The following is a 14,762-nucleotide window of genomic DNA, read 5'->3' on the forward strand; positions in this document are numbered from 1 at the left end:
GCCCCCACCCTCCCGAACCTCTCCGCCTCCCGCGCGAGGGTTTCAATGGCCTTCGTGGTGCCCGGCCGGTCGGCGGGGCGGCTCGTGCCACCCGGCCACCACGCCGTGGAGGAGATCGAGGAGCGTCCCGGCCGAGGACAGCGGCGCCGTACGGGGAAGCGCCGCGTACACCCGGCGCCTCGGGGCCGTCGCGCCGAGCGACCGGAGCACGAGATCGCCCCGCACGGCCCGCGCGGCCATCGCGGGGACGAGCGCGACGCCCAGCCCGGCGGCGACGTACCCGAGCTTGCCGGTCCACTCGCCGATGCGGATGCCGACCTTCGGCGCGAAACCCTCGCGGGCGCACGACTCCGCCAGCATCGTCGCGTGGCCGGGCGGGGCGCCCTCGACCCAGTTCTCGTCGCGGAGGTCGCCGAGCCGGACCACCTCCCGGCCCGCCAGCCGGTGATCGTGGGGCAGCGCGAGGAGGAGTTCGTCGGTGAGGAGCGGGACGAGCGTGGCGTCCTCGGCCGGCGACAGCCCCGAGGGGTAGTCGCTGACGACCGCGAGGTCCAGCGAACCCTCGTGGAGCCGTTCCATCAGCCGCGCGCTGAACCCCTCGACCAGGGTGACCTCCACTTCGGGGCGTGCGCGCCGGAACACGCGCAGCGCCTCGGGCACCATGACGGCGTTGGCCGTGGAGAACGCCCCCACCCGGAGCCGCCCGCCGGTCCCGTCGTGGATCGCCTCCAGCTCCGCCGCGGCGCTCTCCAGCCGTTCCAGCACCTCACGGGCGTGCCGGTGGAGCACGGTGCCGGCGGGCGTCAGCCGCACCCCTCGTGGCAGCCGCTCGAACAGGGGCCCCTTCGCCTCGCGTTCGAGCGAGGCGATGCGCCGCGACACGGCGGACTGCGTGTAGTTGAGCTCCTCCGCCGCCGCCGTGAACGACCCGGTGCGGGCCACCACGTCCAGCAGCCGTAACGCGTCGATCTCGAACATATTCCTCCATCGCATGGGTCACATGCAATCTAGTCGCTGGCGGCATGGCTGGGAGATGGCCTAGCGTGAGGGGACATGATCGCTTTTCTCGGCCTCGGCCACATGGGCACACCCATGGCCCGCCGCCTCGTCCAGGCCGGCCACCAGGTGACGGTCTGGAACCGCACCCCCCACCCGAACCCCCCGATGCCCGCCACGGGGGCGGCATCGACCACGGGCACCCCTCCGGGCACGGGAACCGAGGCGACGGGCCCAGCCCCAGGCCCGGGGGTGGTTCCGGGGGCGCGGGTGGCGGGGACGGCTGCGGAGGCCGTCGCGGGGGCGGAGCTGGTCATCACGATGCTGCGCGATCCCGCCGCCGTCGAGGAGGTCCTGACGTCCGCGACGCCCCGGCCCGGGTCACTGGTGGTGGAGATGTCCACCATCGGCCCCGACGCGGTGTCCCGGCTCCGCTCGCTGCTGCCCGCGGAGGTCGGCCTGGTCGACGCCCCCGTGCTCGGCAGCGTCCAACCGGCCGCCGACGGCACGCTGACCATCCTGGCCGGCGGCTCCGGCACCGATCTCGCACGCTGCCGGGACGTGCTCGCCGTCTTCGGCACGGTCCGCGAACTGGGCCCGCTGGGCGCGGGCGCCGCGATGAAGCTCGCCGTGATGAGCGCCCTGGTGCCCGCGCAGGTGCTGATCGCCGAGACCCTCGCGTACGCGGACACCCAGGGGGTCGACCGCGCCGCGCTGCTGGACGTCCTCGCCGGTACGCCGCTCGGCCCGCTGGCGGGCCGCCTGCGCCCGGCCGTGCTGGAAGGCCCGCAGGAGACCCGCTACGCCCTCGGGCTCGCGGCCAAGGACCTCACCCTCGCCGCCCACCCGGCCCAGACCCTCGCCGCCGCCGCCCGCACCCGCCTCACCGAAGCCGAACACGCCGGCCTCGCCACCGCCGACCTCACCGCCATAACAACCTCCCCCACCCTCACCCCCTCGCCCACCGCAGGTACCGTGCCCACCACCGATGCGACCTCCCCTGCCCTCACCGCCGCTCCCACCTCGGCCGCCCCCGCGACCTCTCCGGGCGGTGACAGGCAGGGTGGTGACAGGCAGGGCGGTGACAGGCAGGAGGGTGCGGTCCCGAATCGGGCAGGCGCGGTCAAGCTCAACCCGGACTCCGTCCCCCCACCCGCCGGGGCGTACTCGCACGCCGTACGGGCCGGCGACCTGCTCTTCGTCTCCGGGCAGGCGGCACTCGGCAAGAACGGCGAGGTCATCGGCGAGGGCGACATCGTCCGCCAGTCCGAGTGCGTCATGGACTACCTGGAACACATCCTGGCCGACCAGGGATGCACGTTCGAGGACGTGGTGACCATCAGGACCTTCCTCACCGACATGGCCGACCTACCCGGCTACGCCGCCGTCCGCCGCCGCCGCATCACTTGCACCCCCCCATCCAGCACCACCGTAGAAGTCCCCCACCTCTTCCGCCCCGGCCTCCTAATAGAAGTCGAAGCCGTCGCCACCATCCCCCCACACCCCCACGGGCCGACCCCGACAACGTGAGGCAGCGCATCCACCGGACCTCGTCTTCGAACAGCGAGGCGCTCCTGCGGCCGAGGTCAGGCGAGGGGGCCGGTTTGGGATTGGGCGGCGGTTAGGAGGGTTTGGTCGGTTACGAGGTGGACGGCGGAGTCTATTTCGGGGGCGAGGAAGCGGTCGGGGCCGGGGCCGGGGGTTTCCTGGCGGAGGGCGGCCACGACGGCGGCGGTGGCGGGGGCGGGCCGGAGGGGGGCGCGCAGTTCGATGGCGCGGGCGGCGGTGAGGATCTCGATGGCGAGGACGCGGGTGAGGCCGTCGATCGAGCGGCGGAGCTTGCGGGCGGCCGACCAGCCCATGGAGACGTGGTCCTCCTGCATGGCCGAGCTCGGGATGGAGTCGACGCTGGCGGGGACGGCCAGGCGCTTCAGCTCCGAGACGATCGCCGCCTGGGTGTACTGGGCGATCATGTGGCCCGAGTCGACGCCGGGGTCGTCGGCGAGGAACGCCGGCAGGCCGTGGCTGCGGGCCACGTCGAGCATGCGGTCGGTGCGCCGCTCGGCCATCGAGGCGACGTCGGCGACGGCGATGGCCAGGAAGTCGAGGACGTAGCCGACCGGGGCGCCGTGGAAGTTGCCGTTGGACTCCACCCGGCCGTCGTCGAGCACCACCGGGTTGTCGACGGCCGAGGCCAGTTCCCTGCCCGCCACGGTGGCCGCGTGGGCGACGGTGTCGCGGGCGGCGCCGGCCACCTGGGGGGCGCAGCGCAGCGAGTAGGCGTCCTGGACGCGGGTGCAGGTGTCGTCGCGGTGCGACTCCATGATGCCCGAGTCGCGCAGCATGGCCCGCAGGTTGCTCGCGGACGCCGCCTGGCCGGGGTGGGGGCGCAGGGCCTGCAGTTCGGGGGCGAAGACGCGGTCGGTGCCGAGCAGCGCCTCCACGCTCATGGCGGCGCTGACGTCGGCGGTGCGCAGCAGCGCCGTCAGGTCCTCGATGGCCAGCACGAGCATGCCGAGCATGCCGTCGGTGCCGTTGATCAGGGCGAGGCCCTCCTTGGCGGCCAGCTCGACCGGTTCCAGGCCCGCCGCCTTCATCGCCTCGGCGGCCGTCTTGGTCTCGCCGTCGCGGTCGCGCACCGGGCCCTCCCCGGTGAGGGCGAGGGCGACATGGGAGAGCGGCGCGAGGTCGCCCGAGCAGCCGAGGCTCCCGTACTCGTGGACGATCGGGGTGATCCCGGCGCTGAGCAGGCCGGCGAGCGTCTGGGCGGTGGCGGGGCGCACGCCGGTGTGCCCGGTGGCCAGGGTGTGCAGGCGGAGGAGCATCATCGCGCGGACGACCTCGGTCTCGACCTCGGGGCCGGACCCGGCGGCGTGCGAGCGGACGAGGGACCGCTGGAGCCGGGCGCGCAGTTCGGGGTCGATGTGCCGGGTGGCGAGGGCGCCGAATCCGGTCGAGATGCCGTAGTGAGGGGTGGGGCTCTCGGCGAGCTCCTCCACCCGGGCGCGGGATCGGGCCATGGCCGCGACCGCCTCGTCGGTGAGGCGGACGGGGGCCCCGTGCCGGGCCACCTTCACGACGTCGGCGAAGGTCAGCGGTTCCGGGCCGAGGGTCACGACCTCGTTGTCGCGCATGGTGTCACTCTCTCGCTTGGGTAACTGGCGTACTGCATGTTAGCTCCTTACCGGAGAACATCGCGGCCAGCCCCTTCCTCCCGAGCTCGGTCGGCTCCAGCACGCGCCTGGACGCCCCGTGCCGGTACCAGTCGCGCTCAAGGAGCGCCTGGGTGATCGCGGCACCGAGCGCCCCCGCCAGGTGGGGGCGGCGTTCGGTCCAGTCGAGGCAGGCGGGCGCGAACCTGCGCCGGGACGCGCGCGCCGCCGCGACGTCGACGCCGAGCTCCGACAGCGCCGTCTCGCCGCTCCCGGTCAGCTCGTACGCGTCCTGTCCGACCAGGTACCCGGCGTCGACCAGCGCGGCCAGGAGCCGGACGCCGGCCCGCCCGGCGAGGTGGTCGTAGCAGGTGCGGGCCTCCTCCAGCAGCCGCGCCTGCCGGGACTGGCGGAGCGAGCGCACGGCGGGGCGCGGGCTGATCCGGGCGAGCACCTCCAGCACCTCGGCGACCTCGGGGCCGGTGAGGCGGTAGTAGCGGTGGCGGCCCTGGCTGGCGACGGTGACCAGGCCGCCGTCGAGCAGGCGCGACAGGTGGGCGCTCGCGGTGGCGGGGGTCACCCCGGCGAGCCTGGCCAGTTCTCCTGCGGCCAGGGCACGGCCGTCCAGGAGGGCGGTGAGCACGGCGGCCCGGGTCGGGTCGGCGATCAGGGAGGCGACCGAGGCGATGTCCGCGTCCCTCGCGACGTGTTGCGCAACCATGTTTCGACCCTAGCCCAACCACGGTTGGGCCTGTATCGAAGCGTTGGTCCCCTCCCCCTGACTCCCTCGGAGCCGGTCACGACCCCTTCCCAAGCCGTCCCGGAGCCTTTCCCGATCCCTTCCCAAGTCGTCCCGGAGCCCCTTCCCGACCCCTTGCCGAGCCGTCCGGAGCCCTTCCGGAGCCGTCCCGGGGCCGGGGTCGGCCGCTGTCGGCGTTCGGTTTGGGGAGTGGGCCGGGATTCGCTAGAGTTCTCTGCGTGAGGCCGGGCGTTCACCGGCCGACCACGCGGACGTGGCTCAGTGGTAGAGCATCACCTTGCCAAGGTGAGGGTCGCGGGTTCGAATCCCGTCGTCCGCTCGGAGAGGCCTTGCGGTGACGAGGCCTCGCCCGGTGGAGTGGCCGAGAGGCGAGGCAGCGGCCTGCAAAGCCGCGTACACGGGTTCAAATCCCGTCTCCACCTCTGCACCAAGGATCCATCGCACCAAAGATCAGCGAAGTTCGGCTCGGGCGATTAGCTCAGTGGGAGAGCGCTACCTTGACACGGTAGAGGCCACTGGTTCAATCCCAGTATCGCCCACCTGTGATGAACGACGAATCCCCAGGTCATCGACCTGGGGATTTCGCTTTTCCCGGCCCGGCGCCGCAATTCCGCCTCCCCGCACGGTGACGGTCCAGATCTCGCCTTTCCCGCGCGATGGCGATCAGGTCTCGCCTTCCCGCGCGGCCGGTCCGGATCTTGCCCAGTGTGGGCCGCCTCAGCGGACCTCCACCCGGATGTCGATGATCTGGTGCGGCGGGATGCCGGTGGAGGAGACGGTTCCCGCGGGCACCCACGGCCCGAAGACCGGGATGTAGCCGACCTCCGCCAGGAAGTGCTTCTCCAGGACGTAGATGCGGTGCTCGCCGGTGCCGGCGGAGCAGTAGCTGGTGGCCCAGCGCTCCTGGGTGTTGAGCTGGTAGGAGCAGCCGGTGGGCGCGGCGGAGGCTCCGGAGGCCGTGGCGGCCACCAGCCCCGCCGTCGCCAGCACGGTGGCACAGGCGGTCGCGGTCCATCTTCTCGCGTTCATGCGTGACTCCTGAGGGTTTCGGCGATATCAGATCGAATCAGGGCGAACACAAGGGACGGCGGATCGCCGTAGCAGATCCGAGCGCTTTCGGATAGGAAACTTTCTTAAAAGAAAAGATAATACGGCCGCCAGGGACCGTCAATATCCCGTCCGCCACCACATGCCGTCCATTTCCGGACATAAATGGAAAACCGAAATTCCCAGGGGGCATGGCGCGCACATAAGACCCGCCGTACGAGAAACACCAGGGCCCCGGAGACGCGAGCGTCTCCGGGGCCCTGGTCAGGGAAGAGCGGATGGTAAGACGTGGCGGGCGGTGTGTGGCGGGGTGGGGGTCAGGTTGTGGTGGGGGGTGGGAAGGCTCGGGATTGCCAGGTGGGGATCTGGTCGGAGGGGAGGACTTCGGCGAAGACGGCGGCGCGGTCGACGGCGCCGGTGAGGCGTTGGCCGCCGCCCTGGTCGGCGGCGAAGCGGAGGGAGCGTGCCGTGCAGCCGGTGATCCCGTCGCTCGTGGCCTGCGCGGTGGCCTTCTGCACGCCGTCCACGTAGACGGTGATGGCGCCCGAGCGGTCCAGGGTGACGACGAGGTCGATCCAGCGGCCGGTGGGAAGCGTGGTGTTGACGCCCACGTTCTGCCCGGCGCCGATGAACCGCAGGGTGTTCGACGGGGTCAGGTCGATGATGATCCCGTCGGTGCCGGGATTCCCTGACGGCTGGGAGTCGAACAGCCGGCGGTAACCGGTGCCCTCGATTTTGACCTCGGCGGCGAACGTCGCCTCGGGCAGGTACCCGAGGGTGGTGTCCCCGGTGACCAGGTAGGTGTTCCCGTCCAGCGCCAGGCCGCTCCCGGTGGGCGCCGTCCCGTCGTAGACGGCGGTGCCGCCCGTGACGGTGGCGTCGCGCCCGTTGCCCGAGTGGTCGGTCACGGTGCCGCCCGCCTCGGGGTCCCAGGCCACCAGCACCGAACCGGCCTGTGGCGACGGGCAGGGCGACAGGGCGAGCACGGCAGTTGCCGAGCCGGTCCAGCCGCTCCCCTTCACGGTGGCGGCGAGCGACGCCGTGCGCGTGCCGTCCGAGGGTCCGGGGGTGACGGTGAAGGACGCGGTGCGCGTGCCGCCGGGCGGGGCGGCCGGCAGGCGCACCGACGCCGGGGTGGCGGTCCAGCCCTGGGGCAGGGTGAGGGTCACCTCGGAGGCCGGGACGGCGCGCTTGCGTACCGCGCTCACCGCGACCTCGACCGGGAACGCCACGCCGGGGCTCGCCGAGGCGGGGGCCGTCATCGCGACGGCGGCCTCGTTCTGGATCGTGTAAGCCTTGCCGGCGACGGCGTTCCAGCTCAGCGTGTCGCCGTCGCGGTGCGGCCCGACCTCGTGGCCCCGCTCGTCGTAGACGCGGTAGCGCCCGGCGACGAAGGGCGACCTGACCTTGATCTGGCCGGTCCTGCCGGGGTGGACGGTGACGGTGTCGGCGGACCCGTCCTTCCACACCGCGTCGACGGTCACGTCGCCACGGGCGCGCAGGCCGGACACCGAGCCGTTCTTCCAGGTGGAGGGCAGGGCCGGCAGGACGTGGACGACGTCGTCCTGACTCTGCGCCAGCATCTCGGCGATCCCGGAGGTGGCGCCGAAGTTGCCGTCGATCTGGAACGGCGGGTGCGTGTCCCACAGGTTGTCCAGCGTCGAGCTCTTCAGCTGCTCACTGAGCATCTTGTGCGCGTGGTCGCCGTCCAGCAGCCGCGCCCAGAAGTTGATCTTCCAGGCCTTGCTCCAGCCGGTGCCGCCGTCCCCGCGCGCGGTCAGCGAGATCTTGGCGGCCTCCGCCTCGGGGGTGCCGGCGACGATCTGGTGGCCGGGGTGCAGCGCGTACAGGTGGGAGACGTGCCGGTGGTCGTCGGTGCGGGAGTCCCAGTCGGTCTTCCACTCCTGGAGCTGGCCCCAGGACCCGATGCGGATGCCGGGGTCGAGCTTGGCGAGGGCCGCGCCCAGCTCGTCCCGCAGGCCCTTGTCGACGCCGAGCTTCTTGGCGGCGGCGAGGGCGTTGGTGAACACCTCGCGCACGATCTGCTGGGACATCGAGGCGCCGGCGGAGAAGTCGCCGTGCTCGGGCGAGTAGCTCGGCGACACGACCAGCTTGCCGTCACGCGGGTCGGTGTGCAGGAAGTCCAGCCAGAACTCGGCGGCGCCCCTGATGGCCGGGTAGGCGGTGGTCCTCAGGTAGTCCACATCGCCGGTGAACCGGTAGTTGTCGTACAGCTGCTGGGTGGTCCAGGCCGCGGCCTCGGGGAACCAGAACGAGGTGGCCCAGTCGTGCAGGCCGGTGAAGCCGAACGGGTTGGTCTCGTTGTTGACCACCCAGCCGCGCGCGCCGTACATGGCGGTCGCGGTCGCCCGGCCGGGGGCGACCATGTTCGCGATGTACCGGTCGTAGGGCTTGGTGGTCTCGTCGAGGTTGGTCTGCTGGGCCAGCCAGTAGTTCATCTGCAGGTTGATGTTGACGTGATAGTCGGCCGACCACGGCGGGTTGGTCGAGTTGTTCCACACGCCCTGCAGGTTGGCGGGCAGGTCCTCATCCTCCCGGGAGGAGGAGATCAGCAGGTAGCGGCCGTAGGCGAAGAAGAGCGCCTCCAGCGCCCGGTCGTCCGGGGAGTCGCCGCCGGTGTAGCGGGCGCGCAGCCGGTCGGTCGGGATCGCCGGGGTGCTCTGGCCTAGGTCCAGCTTGACCCGGTCGAACAGGTTCCGGTAGTCGGCCTGGTGGGCCCGCTTGAGCTTCTCGTAGCCCTGCGCCGCCGCCGCGTCGACGGCGGAGGTCACCGCGGCGTGCGGGTCGGCGCCCCGGTAGGCGGGGTAGGTGCCGGAGTAGTCGGTGCCGGCCGACAGCAGGAACACCGCGCTGTCGGCACCCGTGACAGTGATCTTGTCGCCGTCGTCGGTGCGGGTGCCGCCCTGGTTGACCACCTGCACCTGGGCCTCGAACCGCATCTTGTTGTCGGCCAGGGCGCCGCGGATGGTGAGCCGGCCGCCGGCGGCGGTGACGGTCTTGTCGTCGCGCGGCGAGGTGTGGCGCAGCGTGAAGGAGACCTTGCCGCCCTGGTCGGCGGACAGGCGGCCGGCGATCACGTTGCCGGGGTGGCCGGCGAAGTACTCGCGGGAGTAGGTGACGCCGTCGGCGGTGTATCCCACCCGGGCCACGGCCTCGCGCAGGCTGAGCTCCCGGCGGTAGCCGGTGGGGTTCGCCGGGGCGCCGGCGACGTCCAGATACAGGTCACCGAAGGTCTGGTAGGAGCCGAACCCGGTCTTGGGCTGGCCGAGCCTGGCCGCCACGGCCTCGGGTGACATCCTGCCGTCGCGGTCGATCTGCGCCTGGACCTCCGCGATGGCGCCCGGCCTCGGTGTCTTCCAGTTGCCGGAGTCGTAGCCGGGCGAGCCGGGACCTCCGGTCCAGAGGGTCTTCTCGTTGAACTGGATCTGCTCGGTCGCCACGCCGCCGAAGATCTTCGCACCGAGCGGGCCGTTGCCGATCGGCAGCGCCTGGCTCTCCCAGTCGGTGGCCGGCTTGTCGTACCAGAGGGTCAAGTCATCGGGTGTCTTGGCTGTGTCGGCGACCGGGGACGGGGCGCCGTACGCCTGGCTCGGGACGCTCACCCCGGCGGCCAGTGTCAACGCGGCGATGAGAACGACCTTGAAGCGCCATCGGTGGGGATGGGCCACGGATTCCTCCGATCAAAGATGACTTTGACCAAGGAATTAGCATCGAAACATCGGCGTAACAAGAGCCTGCGCTAGCGCAGTCCCCGGATCGCCAGGTCGAGCAGGCGCCGCGACTGCCGTTCGCCGGCCTCGCCGGGCGGGACGCGCCACAGGAATCCCATGAACACCAGGACGTCGTCGGGTCCGAGTCCCGGGCGGACCTCGCCGGCGTCCTCGCACGCCCGCAGCAGGACGCCGATCGCCTCGGTGACCGGCGCGTAGGTCTCGTTGACCGCGTCCTGCACCGCGGCCGTCTGGAGCGCGTCGCCCAGGCCGTGCTTGACCCGCAGCAGGTCGGCCAGCCGCAGGAACCACACGCGAAGGGCCTCGATCGGCGGGTTCTCCGCGAGGACGTCGTGGACGGAGGCCACCAGCGACCGGACCTCCTGCCGGTACACGGCCAGGATGAGGTCCTCCCGCGTCGGGAAGTGGCGGTACAGCGTGCCGGCGCCGACGCCCGCGAGCTTGGCGATCGCGTTGAGCGAGACCCTCGGGTCCTCGGCGAACGCCGCGTAGGCGACGGCGAAGATGCGCTCGCGGTTGAGCTGCGCGTCGGCGCGCGTGGCGGCGGTGCGGTGCTCGGCCACGGCCCTCCTCGCGTGATCACGTCCGTGGGCGGGGCCCCCGGCGACGTCCCTGGTCTCTCCGGTGAGCGCCGCCTGACTTCGGAGAACTCTCCGGTACGGCCCGTTCAGTGTAGGAGACATCACCGGCCCCCTCAAGCCGGTCCGAGCCCGGCACGGGGTGTCACTCTCTGTGCCTAGGAATAGGGCAGATCGCCCAAAGAGTTAAGATCTAGGATGCCCACGGCATCACGTCGGGCCGGTTCGGGACCCACGCCAGTGATCAGCGTGATGGTGGGATCTCCCGATGCCCGCGTAGAAGACCCGGAGACCCGGGCACCCAGGGGAGTGAAGTTGCGCCGATTTCCAGCCGATATCGAGCTGAACCACGCACCGCTCGGCACCACCGACGAGACCGTCATCCCAGGCGAGACGCACGAGACCTTCGTTCCAGGCCAGAACCGCGAGGCGGTCCTCCCGAACGAGACGCACGAGGCCCGCGTCCAGGGCGCGACCCGCGTCCCCGGCGAGGCGTACGAGGCCCGCGTCCCCGTGGCGCCCGCTGGTGCCGGGCTCGCCGTGTTCCTGTCCGGTGAGGCGGCGGCTCCGCCCCGGACTCTGCTGGACATCCTCGCCGAGACCACCCGCCGTCACCCCCGCGCCGCCGCCCTCGACGACGGCAGGACCGTCCTCGACTACCTGGGCCTGACCGCCGAGGCCGGGCGCGTGGCGGACGAGCTGCGCCGGGCGGGCGTGCGCCCCGGCGACCGGGTCGGGGTGCGCGTCCCCTCGGGCACCGTGGACCTGTACGTGGCGATCCTCGGCGTGCTGACCGCCGGCGCGGCGTACGTCCCGGTCGACGCCGACGATCCCGAGGAGCGGGCCGGACTGGTCCTGTCGGAGGCGGGCGTCGTCGCGGTCGTCGGAGAGCACCGCGCGATCACCCCCTGGCGGGACGGCGGGCCGAAGGACCCGATCCCCCCGCACGACAACGCGACCACCCCGCACGACGGCCCCCAGGACCGCGCGACCACCCCGCACGACACGCCAGATGAGCGGCCCGGGCCCGAGGACGACGCGTGGATCATCTTCACGTCCGGGTCCACCGGCCGTCCGAAGGGGGTCGCCGTCACCCACCGCGGCGCGGCCGCGTTCGTCGACGCCGAGGCCCGCCTGTTCCTGCCCGAGGAGCCGATCGCCCCCGGGGACCGCGTCCTGGCCGGCCTCTCGGTGGCCTTCGACGCCTCCTGCGAGGAGATGTGGCTGGCGTGGCGGCACGGCGCCTGCCTGGTCGCGGCGCCCAGGGCGCTCGTGCGCACCGGCATGGACCTCGGCCCGTGGCTGACCGACCGGGGCATCACCATCGTGTCGACCGTGCCGACGCTGGCGGCGCTGTGGCCGGTGGAGACCCTGGACGACGTGCGCCTGCTGATCTTCGGCGGGGAGGCGTGCCCGCCCGAGCTGGCCGAGCGGCTGGCCGTGCCGGGGCGCGAGGTGTGGAACACCTACGGCCCGACCGAGGCCACCGTCGTCGCGTGCGCGGCGCCGCTGGACGGCCAGGGCCCGGTACGGATCGGCCTGCCGCTGGACGGCTGGGACCTGGCGGTCGTGGACCAGGACGGCGAGGTCGTCCCCATGGGCGGGACGGGCCAGCTCGTCATCGGCGGCGTGGGCCTGGCCCGCTACCTCGACCCGGTCAAGGACCTGGAGAAGTACGCCCCGCTCCCCTCACTCGGCTGGGAGCGCGCCTACCGCAGCGGTGACCTGGTGCGGGCCGAGCCCGAGGGCCTGGTCTTCACCGGGCGGGCGGACGAGCAGGTCAAGCTGGGCGGCCGGCGCATCGAGCTCGGCGAGGTCGACGCCGCCGTCCAGGCGCTGCCCGGCGTCGTCGGGGCAGCGGCGGCGGTGCGCACGACCGGCTCGGGGCACCAGCTCCTGGTCGCCTACGTCGTCCCCGGCGAGGACTTCGACCAGACCACCGCCAGGGACCGGCTCGGCGAGGCGCTGCCGGCCGCGCTGGTCCCGAGGATCGCGCTGGTCGACTCCCTGCCGACGCGCACCTCCGGGAAGATCGACCGTGCCGCCCTGCCGTGGCCGCTGACCGGCGGCGCCCCCGCCGAGGGCGCGGGCACGGCCGGGCTGTCCGGCACCGAGGGGTGGGTGGCCCGGCAGTGGGCCGACATCCTCGGCGCGGACGCCGGCGGCCGCGACGCGGACTTCTTCGCCCAGGGCGGCACGAGCCTGGCCGTCGCGAGGCTGGTGTCGGCCCTGCGCACCCGGTACCCGGCCGCCTCGGTCAGCGACGTCTACGAGCACCCCACGCTCGGGGCGCTCGCCGAGCGGCTGTCGGCGCTGGACACCCCGCAGACCGCGACGGTGGACCGCACCGTCGGCCCGGTGCCGCGCCGCTCCTCGCTGGCGCAGACGGCGCTCATGGTGCCGCTGCTCACCGTCGGCGGCCTGCGCTGGATCATCGGCCTGGCCACCTTGAACAACCTCGTGGCGTTCCCGTGGGCGCCCACCCTGTCGTGGTGGTGGGTGCTGGCCGGCTGGCTGCTGTTCGTCTCCCCGTGGGGGCGCATCGGCATCGCGGCCGGCGCCGCGCGGCTGCTGCTGCTGCGCGGCCTGACCCCCGGCTCCTATCCTCGCGGCGGGCGCACGCACCTGCGGCTGTGGTTCGCCGAGCAGTTCGCCACCCAGCTCGGGGTGGGCCAGCTGTCCGGCGCGCCGTGGATCGCCCGGTACGCCAGGGCCCTCGGGGCGCAGATCGGCGAGGACACCGACCTGCACACGCTGCCGCCGGTGACCGGGATGCTGCGGCTGGGGAAGAACGCGGCGGTGGAGCCCGAGGTCGACCTGCACGGGTACTGGCTGGACGGCGACGTGCTGCACGTCGGTGAGATCCGCATCGGCGCCTCGGCGACGGTCGGCGCCCGCGCGACCCTGCTCCCGGGGACGCGGATCGGCAAGAACGCGCACGTCGCCCCGGGCGCGGTGGTGGCGGGCGCGGTTCCGGCGGGTGAGCGCTGGGGAGGCGCGCCCGCGGTGCGGCAGGGCAAGGCGCGGCGGTTCCGCCCCTCCGCCCGGCCCGCGCGCACCCGGGGCTGGGAGGTGGCCTACGGGCTGTCGGCGATGTTCCTGAGCCTGATCCCGGTGGTGGCGGCGCTGTGCGGCCTCATCGTGCTGGAGGTGTTCGTCCGCGATGCCGCCACGCTGGGCGAGGCGCTGCCCGCGGCCCTTTCCGGGGTCGCCCCGGCCACGGTGACCTCGCTGGCCGCCTTCGCGCTGATCGTCCTTGTGTGCGTGCGCCTGCTGGGCGTCTGCCTGCACCCCGGGCAGCATCCGGTGCACAGCCGCCCGGCGTGGCAGGCGTGGGCGACCGGCCGGCTGATGGCGGCGGCCCGCGTGTGGCTGTTCCCGCTGTACGCCAGCATCCTCACCCCGGTGTGGCTGCGCGCCCTCGGGATGAAGGTGGGCCGCGACGTGGAGCTGTCGACGGTGCTGGCGCTGCCCACGATGACGACCGTCGGCGACGGCGCGTTCCTCGCCGACGACACGATGGTGGCCCCGTACGAGCTGGTGAACGGCAGCCTGCGCGTCGACCAGGTGCGCATCGGCAAGCGCGCGTTCCTCGGCAACTCCGGCATGACCGCCCCGGGCCGCAAGGTGCCGAGGGACGGCCTGGTGGGGGTGCTGTCGGCCGCGCCGAAGAAGGCCAAGGCGGGCTCGTCCTACCTCGGGATGCCCCCGGTGGAGCTGCGCAGGACGGCCGAGGGCGGCGACCGGCGCCGCACCTACGACCCCCCGCGGCGGCTCAAGGCGGCCCGCGCCGCCGTGGAGATCTGCCGGATCGTCCCGGCGATGTGCACCGTCGCGCTGGCCGTGCTCGTGGCGGCGACGCTGGAGTACCTGGCCGGGTCCTACGGCTTCGCGGTCGCGGCCCTGCTGACCGGGGTGGTGCTGACCGGTGCAGGCGTGCTGGCCGCCGCGACCGCGACGGCGGCCAAGTGGGCGCTGCTCGGCAGGATCGCGGCGGGGAACCGGCCGCTGTGGAGCTCGTTCGTCTGGCGCAACGAGCTGGCGGACAACTTCGTCGAGGTGCTGGCCGCTCCGTGGTTCGCCGAGGCGTGGCTGGGCACCGTCCCGCTGAACGTGTGGCTGCGCTCGCTCGGGGCGCGGATCGGCAGGGGGGTCTGGTGCGACACCTACTGGCTGCCGGAGGCGGACCTGGTGACCGTGGGCGACGGGTGCAGCGTCAACCGGGGCTGCGTCCTGCAGACCCATCTGTTCCATGATCGGGTGATGAGCATCGACAGTGTCGTTCTGGGGGACGGTGCCAGTGTCGGCCCGCATGGGGTCGTCCTGCCCGCGGCGTCGATCGGGGAGCACACCACGATCGGGCCGGCGTCCCTGGTGATGCGCGGAGAGTCCGTGCCCGCGCGGAGCCGCTGGTTCGGCAACCCGATCGCGGCGTGGTCACCGCCCGCGCCGAAGTGACCCGGAAGGCCTGACCGAT

General features: G+C 72.9%; 8 protein-coding genes and 3 tRNA genes. 5 read left to right on the forward strand and 6 right to left on the reverse strand.

All coding sequences use genetic code 11. The features are described 5' to 3' along the window. Window positions 1-42: 42 nt before the first annotated feature. The gene (locus tag NYZ98_RS32640; protein ID WP_262847453.1) at window positions 43-978 is read right to left on the reverse strand and encodes a LysR family transcriptional regulator; all 936 of its coding nucleotides are present in this window, start codon (window positions 976-978) and stop codon (window positions 43-45) included. A 75-nt stretch (window positions 979-1,053) separates the two neighbouring features. Here NYZ98_RS32640 and NYZ98_RS32645 point away from each other — a divergent pair, with 75 nt between their 5' ends. Beyond that, window positions 1,054-2,526, forward strand: coding sequence for an NAD(P)-binding domain-containing protein (locus NYZ98_RS32645; RefSeq protein ID WP_262847454.1), 1,473 nt, complete (start codon window positions 1,054-1,056; stop codon window positions 2,524-2,526). A gap of 56 nt (window positions 2,527-2,582) precedes the next feature. Here NYZ98_RS32645 and hutH read toward each other — a convergent pair whose 3' ends face one another. Both hutH and NYZ98_RS32655 read right to left on the reverse strand, forming a co-directional pair. Further along, the gene (gene hutH / locus NYZ98_RS32650) at window positions 2,583-4,130 is read right to left on the reverse strand and encodes a histidine ammonia-lyase (RefSeq protein WP_262847455.1); all 1,548 of its coding nucleotides are present in this window, start codon (window positions 4,128-4,130) and stop codon (window positions 2,583-2,585) included. A gap of 4 nt (window positions 4,131-4,134) precedes the next feature. Next, on the reverse strand, window positions 4,135-4,869 hold the full coding sequence (locus NYZ98_RS32655) for an ArsR/SmtB family transcription factor (protein ID WP_262847456.1): 735 nt from the start codon (window positions 4,867-4,869) through the stop codon (window positions 4,135-4,137). 286 nt (window positions 4,870-5,155) lie between these two features. Here NYZ98_RS32655 and NYZ98_RS32660 point away from each other — a divergent pair. From NYZ98_RS32660 to NYZ98_RS32670, 3 genes are all read left to right on the forward strand, one after another. Next, a tRNA-Gly gene (locus NYZ98_RS32660) sits at window positions 5,156-5,227 on the forward strand. 32 nt (window positions 5,228-5,259) lie between these two features. Beyond that, a tRNA-Cys gene (locus NYZ98_RS32665) sits at window positions 5,260-5,330 on the forward strand. A 45-nt stretch (window positions 5,331-5,375) separates the two neighbouring features. Further along, window positions 5,376-5,447, forward strand: a tRNA-Val gene (locus NYZ98_RS32670). Window positions 5,448-5,625: 178 nt separating this feature from the next. Here the strand turns inward: NYZ98_RS32670 and NYZ98_RS32675 are convergent. The 3 genes from NYZ98_RS32675 to NYZ98_RS32685 all read right to left on the reverse strand — a co-directional run bounded on the left by NYZ98_RS32675 (window position 5,626) and on the right by NYZ98_RS32685 (window position 10,270). Further along, window positions 5,626-5,937, reverse strand: coding sequence for a hypothetical protein (locus NYZ98_RS32675; RefSeq protein ID WP_262847457.1), 312 nt, complete (start codon window positions 5,935-5,937; stop codon window positions 5,626-5,628). Between the two features lie 335 nt (window positions 5,938-6,272). After that, the gene (locus NYZ98_RS32680; RefSeq protein ID WP_262847458.1) at window positions 6,273-9,644 is read right to left on the reverse strand and encodes a glycosyl hydrolase family 95 catalytic domain-containing protein; all 3,372 of its coding nucleotides are present in this window, start codon (window positions 9,642-9,644) and stop codon (window positions 6,273-6,275) included. A 71-nt stretch (window positions 9,645-9,715) separates the two neighbouring features. After that, window positions 9,716-10,270: a TetR/AcrR family transcriptional regulator gene (locus tag NYZ98_RS32685; protein WP_262847459.1), complete on the reverse strand. Its 555-nt coding sequence runs from the start codon at window positions 10,268-10,270 to the stop codon at window positions 9,716-9,718. A gap of 330 nt (window positions 10,271-10,600) precedes the next feature. Here NYZ98_RS32685 and NYZ98_RS32690 point away from each other — a divergent pair, with 330 nt between their 5' ends. Continuing rightward, window positions 10,601-14,743, forward strand: a complete 4,143-nt coding sequence (locus NYZ98_RS32690) for a Pls/PosA family non-ribosomal peptide synthetase (RefSeq protein WP_262847460.1) — start codon at window positions 10,601-10,603, stop codon at window positions 14,741-14,743. Window positions 14,744-14,762: the final 19 nt, after the last annotated feature.

This window comes from Sphaerisporangium corydalis (genome assembly GCF_025506355.1).
GTDB classification, from domain to species: Bacteria; Actinomycetota; Actinomycetes; order Streptosporangiales; family Streptosporangiaceae; genus Sphaerisporangium; species Sphaerisporangium corydalis.

Bases quoted from the DNA above. Each gene is read 5' to 3' on its own strand.
- NYZ98_RS32640 (WP_262847453.1), bottom strand. From the start codon at position 978: ATGTTCGAGATCGACGCGTTACGGCTGCTGGACGTGGTGGCCCGCACC.
- NYZ98_RS32645 (WP_262847454.1), top strand. From the start codon at position 1,054: ATGATCGCTTTTCTCGGCCTCGGCCACATGGGCACACCCATGGCCCGC.
- hutH (WP_262847455.1), bottom strand. From the start codon at position 4,130: ATGCGCGACAACGAGGTCGTGACCCTCGGCCCGGAACCGCTGACCTTC.
- NYZ98_RS32655 (WP_262847456.1), bottom strand. From the start codon at position 4,869: ATGGTTGCGCAACACGTCGCGAGGGACGCGGACATCGCCTCGGTCGCC.
- NYZ98_RS32675 (WP_262847457.1), bottom strand. From the start codon at position 5,937: ATGAACGCGAGAAGATGGACCGCGACCGCCTGTGCCACCGTGCTGGCG.